Source organism: Kineococcus arenarius subsp. arenarius (genome assembly GCF_050871845.1).
In the GTDB taxonomy this organism is placed as follows: Bacteria; Actinomycetota; Actinomycetes; order Actinomycetales; family Kineococcaceae; genus Kineococcus.
The window spans coordinates 26,682-40,669 of sequence record NZ_JBJLSE010000031.1 but is presented as its reverse complement, the minus strand read 5'-3'; the positions used below and the strand labels follow the sequence as shown (position 1 = coordinate 40,669).

At 71.6% G+C, this 13,988-nt stretch carries 13 protein-coding genes and 1 pseudogene; 5 read left to right on the top strand and 9 right to left on the bottom strand.

The window, feature by feature from the left end:
- Window positions 1-112, top strand: a pseudogene (locus ACRYM0_RS09890) (IS30 family transposase); the annotation flags it as partial.
- A gap of 136 nt (window positions 113-248) precedes the next feature.
- Here the strand turns inward: ACRYM0_RS09890 and ACRYM0_RS09885 are convergent.
- The 6 genes from ACRYM0_RS09885 to ACRYM0_RS09860 form a co-directional block, all read right to left on the bottom strand.
- Window positions 249-1,070, bottom strand: a complete 822-nt coding sequence (locus ACRYM0_RS09885) for an alpha/beta hydrolase family protein (RefSeq protein ID WP_432504552.1) — start codon at window positions 1,068-1,070, stop codon at window positions 249-251.
- 335 nt (window positions 1,071-1,405) lie between these two features.
- On the bottom strand, window positions 1,406-2,221 hold the full coding sequence (gene kynA / locus ACRYM0_RS09880) for a tryptophan 2,3-dioxygenase (protein WP_432504549.1): 816 nt from the start codon (window positions 2,219-2,221) through the stop codon (window positions 1,406-1,408).
- A 110-nt stretch (window positions 2,222-2,331) separates the two neighbouring features.
- Complete coding sequence (locus ACRYM0_RS09875; protein WP_432504547.1) at window positions 2,332-3,693, bottom strand: kynureninase; 1,362 nt, start codon at window positions 3,691-3,693, stop codon at window positions 2,332-2,334.
- 19 nt (window positions 3,694-3,712) lie between these two features.
- Entirely contained in the window at window positions 3,713-6,172 is a 2,460-nt protein-coding gene (locus ACRYM0_RS09870) for a bifunctional salicylyl-CoA 5-hydroxylase/oxidoreductase (RefSeq protein WP_432504545.1), read from the bottom strand.
- Window positions 6,166-6,366, bottom strand: coding sequence for a hypothetical protein (locus tag ACRYM0_RS09865; protein WP_432504543.1), 201 nt, complete (start codon window positions 6,364-6,366; stop codon window positions 6,166-6,168). Before ACRYM0_RS09865 ends, ACRYM0_RS09870 begins: the two co-directional genes overlap by 7 nt.
- A 38-nt stretch (window positions 6,367-6,404) precedes the next feature.
- Window positions 6,405-7,754 carry a phenylacetate--CoA ligase family protein gene (locus ACRYM0_RS09860; RefSeq protein ID WP_432504541.1) on the bottom strand — a complete coding sequence of 450 codons (1,350 nt, stop codon included), beginning with the start codon at window positions 7,752-7,754 and terminating at the stop codon, window positions 6,405-6,407.
- Between the two features lie 167 nt (window positions 7,755-7,921).
- Between ACRYM0_RS09860 and ACRYM0_RS09855 the strand changes: the two genes are divergently transcribed.
- Window positions 7,922-8,767 carry a PaaX family transcriptional regulator gene (locus tag ACRYM0_RS09855; protein WP_432504539.1) on the top strand — a complete coding sequence of 282 codons (846 nt, stop codon included), beginning with the start codon at window positions 7,922-7,924 and terminating at the stop codon, window positions 8,765-8,767.
- A gap of 84 nt (window positions 8,768-8,851) precedes the next feature.
- Here the strand turns inward: ACRYM0_RS09855 and ACRYM0_RS09850 are convergent, their stop codons facing one another.
- The 3 genes from ACRYM0_RS09850 to ACRYM0_RS09840 are packed head-to-tail and all read right to left on the bottom strand — an operon-like array spanning window position 8,852 to window position 11,102.
- Window positions 8,852-9,298: a cupin domain-containing protein gene (locus ACRYM0_RS09850; RefSeq protein WP_432504536.1), complete on the bottom strand. Its 447-nt coding sequence runs from the start codon at window positions 9,296-9,298 to the stop codon at window positions 8,852-8,854.
- Between the two features lie 47 nt (window positions 9,299-9,345).
- On the bottom strand, window positions 9,346-10,260 hold the full coding sequence (locus ACRYM0_RS09845) for a fumarylacetoacetate hydrolase family protein (RefSeq protein WP_432504533.1): 915 nt from the start codon (window positions 10,258-10,260) through the stop codon (window positions 9,346-9,348).
- Window positions 10,257-11,102, bottom strand: a complete 846-nt coding sequence (locus tag ACRYM0_RS09840; protein WP_432504531.1) for an acyl-CoA thioesterase — start codon at window positions 11,100-11,102, stop codon at window positions 10,257-10,259. The genes ACRYM0_RS09845 and ACRYM0_RS09840 overlap by 4 nt, the downstream gene beginning before the upstream one ends.
- 92 nt (window positions 11,103-11,194) lie before the next feature.
- On the opposite strand from ACRYM0_RS09840, the gene ACRYM0_RS09835 reads away from it, so the two are divergent.
- The 3 genes from ACRYM0_RS09835 (at window position 11,195) to ACRYM0_RS09825 (ending at window position 13,979) form a co-directional block, all read left to right on the top strand.
- Window positions 11,195-11,587 (top strand): RidA family protein, encoded by a 393-nt coding sequence (locus tag ACRYM0_RS09835; RefSeq protein WP_432504529.1) that lies wholly within the window; start codon window positions 11,195-11,197, stop codon window positions 11,585-11,587.
- 405 nt (window positions 11,588-11,992) lie between these two features.
- The gene (locus ACRYM0_RS09830; protein WP_432504527.1) at window positions 11,993-12,904 is read left to right on the top strand and encodes a PaaX family transcriptional regulator; all 912 of its coding nucleotides are present in this window, start codon (window positions 11,993-11,995) and stop codon (window positions 12,902-12,904) included.
- Window positions 12,879-13,979: an RBBP9/YdeN family alpha/beta hydrolase gene (locus ACRYM0_RS09825; RefSeq protein ID WP_432504525.1), complete on the top strand. Its 1,101-nt coding sequence runs from the start codon at window positions 12,879-12,881 to the stop codon at window positions 13,977-13,979. Before ACRYM0_RS09830 ends, ACRYM0_RS09825 begins: the two co-directional genes overlap by 26 nt.
- Window positions 13,980-13,988: the final 9 nt, after the last annotated feature.

Below are 13,988 nucleotides of genomic sequence, written 5' to 3'. Positions count from 1 at the left end.
CGACGTCACCAGGAAGGAACTGCTCGCGATCCAGGACTCCCTCAACGGTCGTCCTCGCAAGACCCTGCAGTTCATGACACCATCAGAGAAGCTCACGGAGCTGTTGCGCTGACCGCTTGAGACCGCCCTGTCTCTACGGTGGTGCCCGTGTACTGTCCGTCGCGTCGACCCGTCCGTCAGCCTGGTCTGCTGACATCGAGGAAGCCGCCACTGCCTCGAGCTGAGCATGCCGTAGTCGCCTGGTGCCGCTACTTGTGCTCTGGAGTCGGAGGCACCCGCGAGGTCACGAGGTCGAGGGTGCGCTGCCACACCCGGGTGCGCGGGTCGACGACGCTAAAGTGGTCGCCGTCCTCCTCCAACACGGCCACGTCGTCACCGGCCGCGCGGGCCGCGGCCGCGTAGCGGCGCGAGGCGTCGAGCAGGTCGGGGTCGTCGCCGCGGCAGCAGACCACGGCGACGGGGGAGCCGATCGGCAGCCGGCGCAGCGGGGAGGAGGCGGCGTACACCTGCGGCAGCTCGGCGGGCGAGCCGCCGAGCGCCAGCGCGACGGCGCCCTCGCTGAGGTGGCGGTCGTGGATGCTCTCCAGGTCCAGGCAGCCGGCCAGCGAGACCGTCAGCGCCGGGCGCACGGGCTTGCAGGCCCCGGCGGCCGTGCTGGCGGCGGTCACGTCGGCGGCCAGGCGCACGACGAGCTGGCCGCCGGCGGAGTGGCCGAGCAGGACCACGCGCTGCAGGTCCAGCGGGGCGTCCAGGCCGGCCAGCGCCCGCAGCGCGGCCGCCACGTCCGCGGTGGTGGCGTCCCAGTCGTGCCGATCGGGGCGGCGGTACTCCACATTCCAGGTGGCGTAACCACGGGCCGTGAGGTCGGCGGCCACCGCCTCCATGAGGTCGGCCTGCCAGCGCGAGCGCCAGTAGCCGCCGTGGACCAGGACGGCGACGGGGAAGGGGCCTGATCCACCGGGCAGACGCAGCTCGGCGTACTGGTCGGGATCAATGCCGTAGCTGTGTCGTGTGGCGGGAGCGGTGCGGGCGAAGAACCACGTGTCGACGGCAAAGGCGAAAGCGTCCATGCCGCGCGAGTGTAGGTGGCGTCGTAGCTGTGGCGACGGGTCCGGCTCGCGTGCCTGCACGTCCACGCGGATCACCGGCCCATCAAGGCCCCATGCGGTGAGTGTGGCCGCCACTGGCTCGCCCGTGGCGGGTAGCAGAAGGAATTCTCCGCTCACAGCGGCATCGCGCGCGGCTGCGGCGAACTCATCATCGGTGCTTGTGCGCACCAGGGTGCCGATGACTCCGCGCGCGGCCAGTGCCCGCTCGAAGAGCTCCTGGGCGGTGCGTGAGCCGTCCAGGACTCCTGGCGCCAGGACAGCGGTGCAGTGAAGGGTAGGCACAGGAGGGGCGGTGCTCACGTGCCGATCTCCGTGCGGACGGCGTACAGCTCGGGGAAGAACGTCAGCTCCAGCGCCTTGGCCAGGAAGCCGACGCCGGAGGAGCCGCCAGTGCCGCGCTTGAAGCCGATGGTGCGCTCGACGGTCTTCAGGTGCCGGAAGCGCCACAGCTGGAAGTTGTCCTCCAGGTCCACCAGCTCCTCACAGGCCTCGTACTCCTCCCAGTGCTCCTCGGCCTGCTCGTAGACGCGCTGCAGCACCGGCACGAGAGCGGGGGTGAAGACGTGGGCGGTGCGCACGTCGCGCTCCAGCAGCGCGGCGGGCACCGCGTGGCCGCGGCGGGCCAGCAGGCGCAGGAACTCGTCGTAGAGGCTGGGCGCGTGCAGCAGCGCCTCCAGCTCGGCGTGCGCGGCCGGATCGTGGGCGAAGACGTCGAGCATCTGGGCGTTCTTGTTGCCCAAGGTGAACTCGACGGCGCGGTACTGGTGGGACTGGAAGCCGGAGGAGCTGGCCAGGGAGCCGCGGAACTGCGCGTACTCGGTGGGGGTGAGCGTGGCCAGCACCGACCACTGCTCGGTGAGGGTGCGCTGGACGTGCTTGACGCGGGCGATCTGCTTCAGGGCGCGCTTGAGGTCGTCTGCGGCCAGCGCGGTCACGGCCGCGCGCAGCTCGTGCAGGACCAGCTTCAGCCACAACTCGGTGGTCTGGTGCTGGACGATGAACAGCAGCTCGTCGTGGTGCTCGGGCAGGCTGAGGGGGTGCTGGGCGCTCAGCAGTTGATTCAGGCGCAGGTAGGCGCCGTAGGACATCTCGCGGCTGAAGTCGGTGACCACGCCCGCCTCCACGGCGCGGGTATTGCCTGCGCGGGTGTTGTCGGCGGATGCGGCCTGGACTGGAGAAGCGTGTGCTGGGGCGCCCTGTGCGGGGGTCGATGCATGAGTGCTCATCGCGTGCCTCCGTCAAGGGTGCCCTGCAAGGCGTGGTGGATGGCGAGGAAGCCGTCGAGGACCTCGCCGAAACTCGTGGACAGCGGTGCCAGGCCCAGGCGGATCCCGTCGGGGGCGCGGAAGTCGGGCAGCACCCCCTGCCGCCACAGCGCGTCGGTGAGGGCGCGGAAGTCAGTACCGCTGGTGCCCTCGCGCAGCGTCAGGTGCCCGCCGCGGCGGTGCGCCTGGCGGGGGGTGGCCACCTGCACGCCCAGCGGCACCAGCAGCTCGTCGGCCAAATCCAGGGCGAAGGAGGTCAGCTGCAGGGACTTGGCGCGCACGGCGGCGGTGCCGACGCGTTCCAGCTGCTCGGCGCCCACCCGCACCGGCACCATGCCGAGGATCGGCGGGGTGCCGGAGATCAGCTGGCGCACCCCCGGGCCGGGCCGGTAGCCGGCGCCCAGGGCGAAGGGGTCGGCGTGGCCCATCCAGCCCTGCACCGGCTGGCGCAGCACGCCGTGGTGGCGCCGGGCGAGGTAAGCGAAGGCGGGGGCGCCGGGGCCGCCGTTAAGGTACTTGTAGGTGCAGCCGACCGCGAGGTCGACGCCCCAGTCGTCCAGGGCCAGCTCGACCGAACCAGTGGAGTGGCTGAGATCCCACAGCACCAGAGCGCCGGCGTCGTGGACGACGCGTGTGATCGCCTGCGCGTCGGCCAGGTGCCCGGAGCGGTAGGCGACGTGGCTGAAGGTGGCCAGCGCGGTGCGGGGGCCGACGGCGTCGCGGACCTGCTCGACCTGCACGCCGGCGGCGGGGTCGGTCTCGATCCAGCGCAGCGTCAGGCCGCGCTCGGCGGCCACGCCCTCGAGCACGAAGCGGTCGGTGGGGAAGTTGTCCGTGTCGCAGACGACCTCGTCGCGGCCGGTGGCGGTCGCGGCGTCGACGGCCGCGCGCACCAGCTTGTAGAAGAGGACCGTCGTGGAGTCGGCGACGACGGTTTGCCCGGGTGCGGCGCCGAGGGCGGCGCGGCCGAGGAGGTCACCGAGCTGCTGCGGCCAGTCCATCCAGCCGCCGGTGCCCGCGGCGGTGGCGGTGGCGTTGGTGCCGGTGGGGTCGCTGCCGGTCCCGGTCGCGTCGGCGCCGGGGCCGTCGGTCCAGCCCTGGATAAGCCGCCCGCCCCACTGCCCGCGCACGAAGGCGTCCACCTCCTCGGCGGTGGCCCGCAGCGGGCGGCCCAGGGAATTGCCGTCTAGGTAGGAGGTCACCGCCGGGGCGGCCTCCAGGAGGAACCGCTCGCGCTCGGGCGCCAGCGGGTCCTGCGCGTCCAGGCGGGCGGCCTGCTCGCGCAGGGCGGCGATCGTGGGGGCGGCGGTGATGCTCACGGCGTTCTCCTCGGGTGGTTCACGGCTGCTGGGCGCGGCGGCGGGCGCTGCGCCCGGAGCGGTACTGCTTGGGCAAGGGGTGCCCCCGGTAGCCGGTGTCCAGCGCCGCGTTCAGCGTCCAGTAGGGGTCGACCAGGTGCGGGCGGGCGATGGCGACGAGGTCGGCGCGGCCGGTGGCGATGATGGTGTTGGTGTCTTCGGTGGAGGAGACGGCCCCGACGGTAATCGTCGGTACCCCGGCCTCCTGGCGGACCCGGTCGCTGAAGGGGGTCTGGTAGAGCCGGCCGTAGGCGGGGCGAGCGTGAGGGCTGGTCTGCCCGGTGGAGACGTCGACGACGTCGGCGCCGTGCGCGTGCAGCCACCGCGACAGCTGCACCGCGTCGTCGCCGTTGAAGCCCCGCCGGCCTGAGCCGTCAGCGTCCACCCAGTCGGTGGCGCTGATGCGCACCGACAGTGGTCGCTCCTGCGGCCAGATCGCGCGGACGGCGTCCAGCACCTCCAGCGCCAAGCGGGAGCGTCCGGCCAGGTCGCCGCCGTAGCCGTCGCTGCGGTGGTTGGACAGCGGGGAGAGGAAGCTGGAGACCAGGTAGCCGTGCGCGAAGTGCAGCTCCAGCCAGTCGAAGCCGGCAGCCAGGGCGCGCCGGGTGGCGGCGGCGTGCTGGTCGATCACCTCGGCGATGTCGGCATCGGTCATCTCCCGCGGCACGGGGCTGTCGGGCAGGTAGGGCAGCGGTGAGGGGCCGAGTACCTGCCAGCCGCCTTCGGGCAGCGGCTCGTCCATGCCCTCCCACATGCGCTTGGTGGAGCCCTTGCGCCCGGAGTGGCCCAGTTGCACGCCGATGGCGGCGGGGGACTGCTCGTGCACGAAGTCGACGATGCGTGACCAGGCCTGCTGCTGGTCCTCGTTCCACAATCCCGGGCAGCCGGGGGTGATGCGCCCCTGGGGGGAGACGCAGGTCATCTCCGTCATCACCAGAGCTGCGCCCCCGACGGCGCGCGAGCCCAGGTGCACCAGGTGCCAGTCGGTGGGGAGACCGTCGATGGCGCAGTACTGCGCCATCGGGGAGACGACGATGCGGTTGGCCAGGACGAGGTCCTTGACGCGGTAGGGGTGGAACATCGGCGGGGTGCCCTCGGCGACCTGCACGCCGGTGCCGGCGAGGTTGTCGCGGGTGCGCTTGGTCAGCCACGCGTCCAGACGTTCGCTGTAGTCGGCATCGCGCAGCTTCAGGTTGTCGTAGGTGATGCGCTGGCTGCGGGTGAGCAGTGCGGCGGTGAACTGCTCGGGAGCCAGCTCGCGGTAGCGGGCGGCGCCTTCGAACCACTCCAGGCTGGTCTGCGCCGAGCGCTGCAGCGAGGCGACGACGGGGCGGCGCGCGGCGTCGTAGGCGCTCAGCGCCTGCGGGACGTCGGTGGGCTCGAAGTCCACCGCGCGCAGGGCGTCGACGAGGGCAATGGCGTCCTCGAGGGCGAGCTTGGTGCCCGATCCGATGGAGAAGTGCGCGGTGTGCGCGGCATCGCCGAGCAGGACGGTGTTGGCGAGCGCCCAGCGCTCGTTGCGCACGACGGAGAAGTTCAGCCATCCGGAGTTGTTGCCCAGCAGCGGGTGCCCGTCGAGGACTTCGGAGAAGACCTTCTCGCAGAAGGCCAGGCTGGCCTCGTCGTTCTCGCCGGGGGTGCGGGGGCGGGCGGCGAAGTCGGCCAGGCCGGCGCGCTCCCAGGTGTCCTCGTCGGTTTCGACGATGAAGGTGGAGCGGGTGTCGTCGAAGGGGTAGACGTGCGCCCAGAACATCCCGTGCGGGGTGTCGACGAAGAAGAAGCTGAAGCACTCGAACGGCTTGGTCGTGCCGAACCAGACGTACTTGGAGGTGCGCACATCGACGCTGGCGCCGAAGGCCTGCGGGTTCACGTTGCGGGTGGCGGAGTTTACTCCGTCGGCGGCGACGACGAGGTCGTAGTCGGCCTGCAGCTGCTCCAGGGCCGGGGAGGGGGTGCGGTGGCGCACGTCGACGCCCAGCTGCAGCGCGCGCTCGGTGAGGATCTGCAGCAGGCGTTTGCGGGCCAGGGCGGCGAAGGCGTGCCCGTCGGAGCGTTCGCTGCGGCCGAGGAAGTCGACGTCGATGGCGCTCCAGTGCCGGAACTCCGTCTCGATGCGCTGCATCGAGACGGGGTCGGCGGCGGCGATGTTGGACAGCGTCTCCTCGCTGAAGACGACGCCGAAGCCGAAGGTGTCGTCGACGGCGTTGCGCTCGAAGACGGTGACCTGATGGGCGGGGTCGGCGAGCTTGAGCAGGATCGCGGTGAACAGCCCGGCCGGGCCGCCGCCGCGGCAGGCCACCCGCAGGGCCGGTGAGCCGCCGGCCCTGCGGGGGGTCGTGCTGGGGGTCGTGGTGAGGGTCGTGGTGGGGGCGGTGCCTGGTGCGGCTTCGTGGGCAGCGCTCGCGGGAGCCGGCGCGGGGGTTGGCGTGGGGGTCAGCACGTCAGGTCCGTCAGGTGTTCGTAGTCCAGGGCCAGGTCGCTGACCGCGACGGCGACGGCCACCAGGGCGGCGCGCACGTTCGCGGCCGCGCACGGGGGGAGGTCGCGCCCGGCGAGGGCCTTGAGGGCGGTGTAGACGTCCATGACCGCACGCTCGTCGGCGCTCAGCGGTGATCCCAGCAGGTCGGTGCTCATGCTCTTCACGTCTCCTCGTCGGTTGTGCGCCGTCGGCCTCAGGCGAGCACGGGGGTGGGGGCGGGCGGGCGCAGGTCCACCAGGCGCTTGGCCTTCAGCTCGAAGCGGGGCAGCTCGTTCTGCGGTGCCCGCTCGACGATGAAGCGCAGGCCCTCGTGGGCATCGGCCAGGTCGAGGCCGATGCGGTGGGCCATGGCCTGCCACTGGTCGTCGCTAAGGCCGGCGGCCGGTTCGATGCGCAGGTAGATTTCGTCGCGGATGCCTTCGCGCACGATCTTGAGCTGGAACTCCTCCACGTGCGGGTAGGTGCGCACGATGCCCTCCACCGCGCGGGGGTAGACGTTGGTGCCGCGCACCAGCTTCATGTCGTCGACGCGGCCCAGAATGCCGCCGGCGTACAGGTCCCAGGTGCGAGCGGAGGCAGAGGTGGTGTGCGGGACCTTCACCACCAGGTCGGCGGTGCGGTAGCGCAGCAGGGGGATGGTGCCGCGCCCGAAGGAGGTGCAGATCCGTTCGCCCTGCTCGCCGTAGCCCACCTCGGTGCCGGTGGCGGGGTCGATGACCTGCTCGATGAAGTGGTCCTCGATGATGTGGCAGCCGCCGGGTTGGTCGGCGGGCTCGAACATGAAGATGGTGGAGACCTCGGTCATGCCGGCGGTGTCGTAGGCCTTGGCGCCCCAGGCGGCCTCGATGAGGGCCTTGGTCTCGGGGATGGAGCCGGCGGGCTCACCGGAGAGGATGACGGTGTGGACCTTGGAGGCGGCCAGGTCGATGCCGAGGGCCTCCGCCTCCTGGGCCATGCGCAGGGCGTAGGTGGGGGTGGAGGCGACCACGGTGACGTCGAAGTCGATGATCTGCTTGACGCGGGTGGTGGTGCTCTGCGCGCCACCGGGGATGGTGAGGGCGCCGATCTTCTCCAGGCCGTTGTGCAGGCCCCAGAAGCCGATGAAGGAGCCGTAGCCGAAGGCGACGTAGCCGACGTCGTGGGAGCGCACGCCGGCGCCCCACAGGGCGTAGCACCACATCTCCGCCGACCAGGCCCAGTCCTTGCGGCTGTCCAGTGCGCGCAGCGGGGTGCGCCCGGAGGTGCCGGAGGTGGTGTGTAGGCGGACCGCGCCGGCGGCGCCGGTCACGGGCAGCTCACCGAAGGGCGGGTGGGCGCTCTGGCTGGCCATCCAGTCCTCGCGGGTGAGGAAGGGGATGCGCTCGATGTCGCTGAAGGTGCGCAGCTGCTCGGGGGCGAAGCCGGCGGCGGCGAAGGAACGCTGGTAGAAGGGGCTGCGGGCAGCGGCCCAGGCGGTGGCGCGCTGCAGCTTGGTCAGTTGCAGGGCCCGCAGCTGCTCGCGCGGCAGCGTCTCAGTCTTGGGGTTCCAGAAGGGCGAGTCCACGGCTGACCTCCGGTGAGTGGGTCCCCTCAACGTAACTACTGCTTGACGGCCGTCACAAGAGCGTGATGTAAACCTCTCGTTACGTCCGCCGCGCTCCAGCGCAGCCGCCGACGCTCATCCCCACCGCGGTAGATTCCCCCCACCATCGCCCATCGGAGGTCCCGATCGTGTCCGTCCTGGCCGAGACCAGCGTGGTCGCCGCGCACCCGCGCACCCTCCTGGTGGAATTCCTCGGCGCCTTCGTGCGCCGCCAGCAAGGATGGGCGCCGGTATCGGCGATGGTCTCGCTGATGGGCGAGCTCGGCCTCGACGGAGCCAGCGTGCGCACCCTGGTCTCCCGCCTGAAGAGCCGCGGCTGGCTGGAGGCGGACAAGCGCGGGCGCATCAGCGGCTACCGGCTCACCGAGACCGCCCTGGCTTCGCTGGCCGAAGGCGACGAGGTCGTCTGGCGAGCCCGTCAGGAAGTCTCCTTGGACCAGGGGTGGGTGCTGGTCACCTTCTCCGTCCCCGAGTCCGAGCGCGCCAAGCGGCACCTGCTGCGCTCACGGCTGACCGGTCTGGGCTTCGGCAACATCGGCCCCGGAGTGTGGATCGCGCCCGCGCGCATGCTGCAGCCGGCCCGCTCGCTGCTCAGCCGCCTGCAGCTGCTGGAGTTCGTCGACCTGTTCACCGCCCAGGTAGCGCCCGGCGGCGACAGCCCTGAAGCTCTGGCCGGCCTCATCGCCCGCGGCTGGGACCTCGCCGAGCTCGACGCCGAGTACCACGCCTTCGTGCGCGATCAGCAGCCGCTGGCCCAGCGTTGGCAGCAGCAGCCGGGCTCGGATCGCGAAGCCTTCCGCACCTACGCGCTGGCGCTGAACCAGTGGCGCCAGCTGCCGTTCAAGGACCCCGGCCTGCCCCCGGAGCTGCTCGGCCCCGACTGGGCCGGCCTGCGCGCCGGCGCCCTGTTCGTGCAGATGGTCGACCTGCTCGAGGCCGGCGCGCAGCGCTACGCGGCGACGTTCTGGCCCTGACCCGCTGACCCGCTGACCCGCTGACCCGCTGATCAGATCACCGGGTCACCGGGTGAGGAGATGGGGCGGGGCGGGAGGAGGATCTCAGGTGCGGCGGTAGCCCTGCAGGTCCTCATCGGGCACCTCGGGCAGGTTCACCACGATGTTCTCCGGAGTGCGGGCCGTCAGCCACACCAGCTCCTCGGTGGTGGACATGTTCGCCTCCACGTGCGGCATGAACGGCGGCACGAACACGAAGTCACCCGCGCTCATGTCCACGAACTCGCGGTAGTCCTCACCGAAGTAGATGCGCGCGGTGCCGGTGAGGACGTAGCCGCCCGTCTCCGCCTCGCCGTGGTGGTGGGGCAACGAGCGGTAGCCGGGCTCGTTGCTCACCTTGCCGAACCAGATGCGGCTGGCCGGAGTGTGCTGAGCGCTGACTCCGGAGATGCGCAGCGCGCCACCGGACTGGCCGGTGTCGCGGTGCTCCTGGCCGGCGCGGGTGACGACGGGATGCACGCTCGGCAGGGCGTTCACGTCGGTGTCGCTCATGCTCTCCTCCTGAAAGGGGTGACTCAGCGGGTGACCGAGTGGGTGACTCAGCCGATGACGGGATTGACCAGCTGGCCGATGCCGGTGATCTCGGTGATCAGCTCCTGCCCCGGCTGCAGCCAGCGCTGCGGGGTGCGGGCCATGCCCACTCCGCCGGGGGTCCCGGTGAGCAGGAGGTCACCCGGGCGCAGCCGGGTGAAGGTGGAGACCTCCGCCAGCAGCGTGGCGGCATCGAAAACGAGATCACCGGGATCGCCTTCTTGCACCACCTCCCCATCGATCAGGCAGCGGATGCGCTGCCCGGCGGGCTCGAAGGCGTCCGCGGTGACCAGCCAGGGGCCCAGTGGTGTGAGGGCGTCGAAGGCCTTGCCGGGCAGCCACTGCGAGGTGCGTTTCTGCAAGTCGCGCACCGAGACGTCGTTGGCGATGGTGTAGCCGGCGATCGCGGCGGCGGCCTCCTCGCGTCGGGCGCCGCGCAGCGGCGCGCCGACGACCACGGCCATCTCCGCCTCCCAGTCCACCTGGGTGGAGACCGCGGGCAGCGCCAGCGGCTCACGGTGAGCCAGCAGACCATCGGCCCACTTGGTGAACAGGGTCGGCGCCGCCGGCTCGCTCTGGCCGAGCTCGGCCAGGTGGGCGCGGTAGTTGTGCCCCACGCAGACGATCTTGCCCGGCCGGGGGATCACCGGAGTCAGCCGGGCACCGGCCAGCGGCAAGCGCTCAGCGTCCGCCAGTGCCTGCTCCACCACCTCGCGCCAGTGCGCCTGGGCCAGCAGCCGGCCGACGTCGCGCGCCGGCAGCAGCAGCAACTCCTCGCCCTGCACGACGGCGGCGCGGGTGCCGGTGCCGCTCTCGGTGTCCTCACCGGTGTCATCACCGGTGATGACACCGGTGTCGTTGCCAGCGTCAGTGAGCTGTCTGTTCCAGCCGACCTCACCGGTACGGACGGTGGCGAGCTTCATGCCTGCTCAGCCTGCCCGGTGAGGACCACGCCCTGCTGGGCGACGGTGGCCAGCAGCCGGCCCTCCCGGCTGAAGATGCTCGCGGTGCCCAGCCCGACGCCGTTCTCGGCGGCGGGGGAGTCCTGCACCAGCACGTTCCACTCATCCAGGCGGCCGTCGGCGTGAAACCACAGGGCGTGATCGATGCTGGCGGTGACAAGTCCCTCACTGCTCCAGTGCGCCCCGTGCCGGCGCAGGACGGGCTCGAGCATCGTGTAGTCGCACACGTAGGCCAGCGCAGCGCGGTGGGCCGCCGGGTCCTTAGGCAGGGGCTGGAAGGAGCGGAACCAGACGGCCTGGCGCGTTCCTGCGCCCGGGTCGGGTTCGGTGTACAGCGGTGAGGGATCGTGGCGCACATCGAAGCCCCGCTCATGCGCCCAGTACAGCGCATCACGCACCTGCGCTGCGCCGAGGACCTTCTCCGTCGTCGGCAGGCCCTCAGGATCGCCCAGGCCGGCCGGTGCGCTCAGGGCGTGCCGCGCACCGGGGCGGGGCAGGTGGAAGGACAGCTGAGCGCGGAAAACCTCCTTGCCACCCTGCTCGCCGCTGACCTGCCGGAAACTGAAACCGCGTCCATCGCGCACCCGCTCGACCGACCAGTTCGTGGGGCGCTGCACATCGGCCGGGCGCAGGAAATACCCGTGCAGCGAGTGCACCAGGCGCTGCGGGTCCACGGTGCGCGTCGCGGCGAGCAGCGCCTGGGCGACGATCTCACCGCCGTAGGCGCGCCCGGAGGGGATCGCCTGGTGGCTCGTGGTGAAGACGTCGTCTCCCGCCGGGGAAAGCTTCAGCCATCGCAGCACGCAGAACTCCTGGTGTCCGGGCCTGGTCGAGGTATGACGTTCTCGTTACGATGGTCAAGTTAGCAGCAGACTCATCGTTCCGGAAGGTCTCCATGCCCCTCGAGCGGATCAACCCCGACACCCTCGCCAAACCCTCCGGTTTCAGCCATGCCGTGCGCTCAGCGGGCCTGGTGCACCTGTCCGGTCAGACGGCACTGGGCGCCGACGGACGCATCGTCGACGGTGGGATCGTGCCGCAGTTCCGCCAGGCCATGAGCAACCTGCTGGAGGCGCTGCGTGCCGCCGGCGGCACACCCGCGGATCTGGCGAGCATCACTCTCTACCTGCTGGACATCCCCGACTACCAGGCGCACGGGCGCCAGATCCGCGATGTGTGGCTTGAGCTCATCGGCCCGGACTACCCCGCGATGACCGGTGTGGGAGTGACCGCGCTGTGGCAGCCGCAGGCACTGGTGGAGATCCAGGCCACCGCCGTGCTGTCCTGAGCAGCCGTCCCCGGCGACTGGTGCCCTGAGATGATGTCCAGCTGAGGTCCTGATCCGCTGCGCTCAGCTGTACGGGGCACGCTGCGTGCAGCGCCAGAAGAGGCCGTCCTCCGTCGAGGGCGGCCTCTTCTCCTGCGCACCTCCTGTGGGCGCGCACGCAGCCCCGATCCGGTGCACACCAACCATTCCCGTGCGCAGTCCATCCCCACATCCCCACACCCCTATGCGCACGGTCCGTCGATGTCCTGCGAGCCGCTGGTGATCTCATCGCCATTGCGGCCGTCGCGGCGGTGAAACACAAGTGCAACGAGGACTTGACATGCCAGAAACGTGACGATCGTCAATTCAACGTAGCGTCTGCCTCCACCAGCACCCGATGCATGCCCAGCGGAGGAGGTGGTCGCCATGGCGACGGCAGACCCCATCGACGACATCGACGCCAGACCCGGCAGCGTCACCTCACTGCTGCGCACCGTCCTGGCCACCTACGTGCGCCCTCTCGGCGGCTGGATCGCCATCACCCCCCTGATCCAGCTGATGGCCGACGCCGGCGTGCCCGCCCCCCGCACCCGCACCGCCCTGGTGCGCGTGAAGGCCAAGGGCCTGCTGCACGCCGAGGCCCGCGAGGGGGTACCCGGCTACGCCTTCACCGAGCAGGCCCACCCCATGCTCGTGCGAGCTCACCAGCGCATCCACCACCCACGCGCCATGAGCAGTGGCGAAGCCTGGTGCTTGATCTCCTTCTCCATTCCCGAGCAGCTGCGCGACCTGCGCCACCAACTGCGCCGCCGGCTGCGCTACTTCGGCTGCGGCACCGTCTCCGCGGCCCTGTGGGTGGCTCCGCACTACCTCACCGAAGAGATCGAGGAGGTGCTGCAGGAGCTCGGCGTGCGCGAGCACTGCACCCTCTTCGCCGCCGAGGAGATCCGCCCGCTCCGCGACCTGCGCACCTCGGTGGCGCAGTGGTGGGACTTCACCGAACTGGCAGCCCTGCACCAGGGCTTCCTGGACCGCCACGCCGAGCAGATCACCCGGCTGCAGCACCCGCGACCCCACGAGGCCTTCAGCCTGTGGGTGCGAGCGCTGGACCAGTGGCGACTGATCCCCTACAACGACCCGGGGCTGCCCGCGCAGCTGCTACCCGCCGACTGGCCGGGGCTGGTGGCGACCCCCCTCTTCTTCCGGCTGCGCGATCAGGTGGCGCCGGTGGCCGCCGAGCACGTGCGCGCCCTCACCGCCACCACCAGCGGCATCCGCGCGCCCCTGCCCGCCCACTTCGAGGAGTGTTCGGTTGCCGAACTCGCGCGCACCGCATGAGCTGCTGCTGCTCGACGGGTGGCAGCACCGACGTGCAGCCGGCCACTGGCAGGGCTGGCTGGCCCAGCAGGCCACCGACCGCGGCTGGAGGGTCGAGCACCCCACCCTTCCCCACCCCCAAGCGCCCTCGCTGCAGCACTGGCGCGCCGCCGTCCTGAGCGCCCTGCACCGCGCACCCGGTTGCACCGTCATCGCCCACGGCCTCAGCGCCCTGCTGTGGCTGCACCTGGCCTCCGACGGCCTGGCCGGCGCCCCACCGGCCGGACGCGTCCTGCTGGTCGCCCCACCGGCACCCGCAGAGCACCCCACGAACCGCTCCGCATGGCTCGACAAGGCGATCAACGCTCCCTTGCCCTCCTCGGTGAGCGCGGCCACGGTGAGCGCCCTCAGCACCCACCCTCCGCTGCTGGTGCACGCCGAGAACGACCCGTGGGCCCAGCCCGACGCCGGCGCGCTGTACGGGCAGCCGCTGCAGCTGCCCAGCGTCCTGATCGCCGACGGAGGCCACCTCAACGCCGCCGCCGGCTTCGGGCCCTGGCCTGCCACGCTGCACTGGCTGCTCACCGGCGCCTGGCCCGACCCGGCCACCGGAGCGGAGCAGGCCCTCACCACCCACCACCTGCCCCGCGGGCGCCGCCTGGGCATCGCGGTGGCCGGTGAGGTCCCTGCCCACGTGCGCCGCCACGTGGCCGCCCTGCTGGAAGCCACCGGGCAGCAGCCGCTGCGCCGGCTGGCCACGATCCGCCCGCGCGTGGGCGAGAGCCGCACCCGCGCCGAGGACGTCACCGACTTCGTGCGCCACTACGGGCACGAGTACACCGTCGTCACCATCGCCGAGGACCTGCTCAGCGATGACCTGGCCGACGCCTGCCAGGCCGAGGGCTGCCGGCTGGTGACGACTGGCACGCACACTCCCGCTGCTGCCGACTGCGCTGCGCCCGGCTCGACCCCCGCTCCCACGGCTGCAGCCGCTCCCACGCCTGCAGCCGCTCCCACGCCTGCAGCCGCTCCCACGCCTGCAGCCGCTCCGGCATCCACCGCCCCTTCCGCTCTCACCCCAGCGTCCGCCTCCTGAGATGGGATC

Coding starts and splice junctions, on each gene's coding strand:
- ACRYM0_RS09845 (WP_432504533.1), bottom strand. CDS start 10,260: ATGAAGCTCGCCACCGTCCGTACCGGTGAGGTCGGCTGGAACAGACAG.
- ACRYM0_RS09835 (WP_432504529.1), top strand. CDS start 11,195: ATGCCCCTCGAGCGGATCAACCCCGACACCCTCGCCAAACCCTCCGGT.
- ACRYM0_RS09830 (WP_432504527.1), top strand. CDS start 11,993: ATGGCGACGGCAGACCCCATCGACGACATCGACGCCAGACCCGGCAGC.
- ACRYM0_RS09850 (WP_432504536.1), bottom strand. CDS start 9,298: ATGAGCGACACCGACGTGAACGCCCTGCCGAGCGTGCATCCCGTCGTC.
- ACRYM0_RS09865 (WP_432504543.1), bottom strand. CDS start 6,366: ATGAGCACCGACCTGCTGGGATCACCGCTGAGCGCCGACGAGCGTGCG.
- ACRYM0_RS09885 (WP_432504552.1), bottom strand. CDS start 1,070: ATGGACGCTTTCGCCTTTGCCGTCGACACGTGGTTCTTCGCCCGCACC.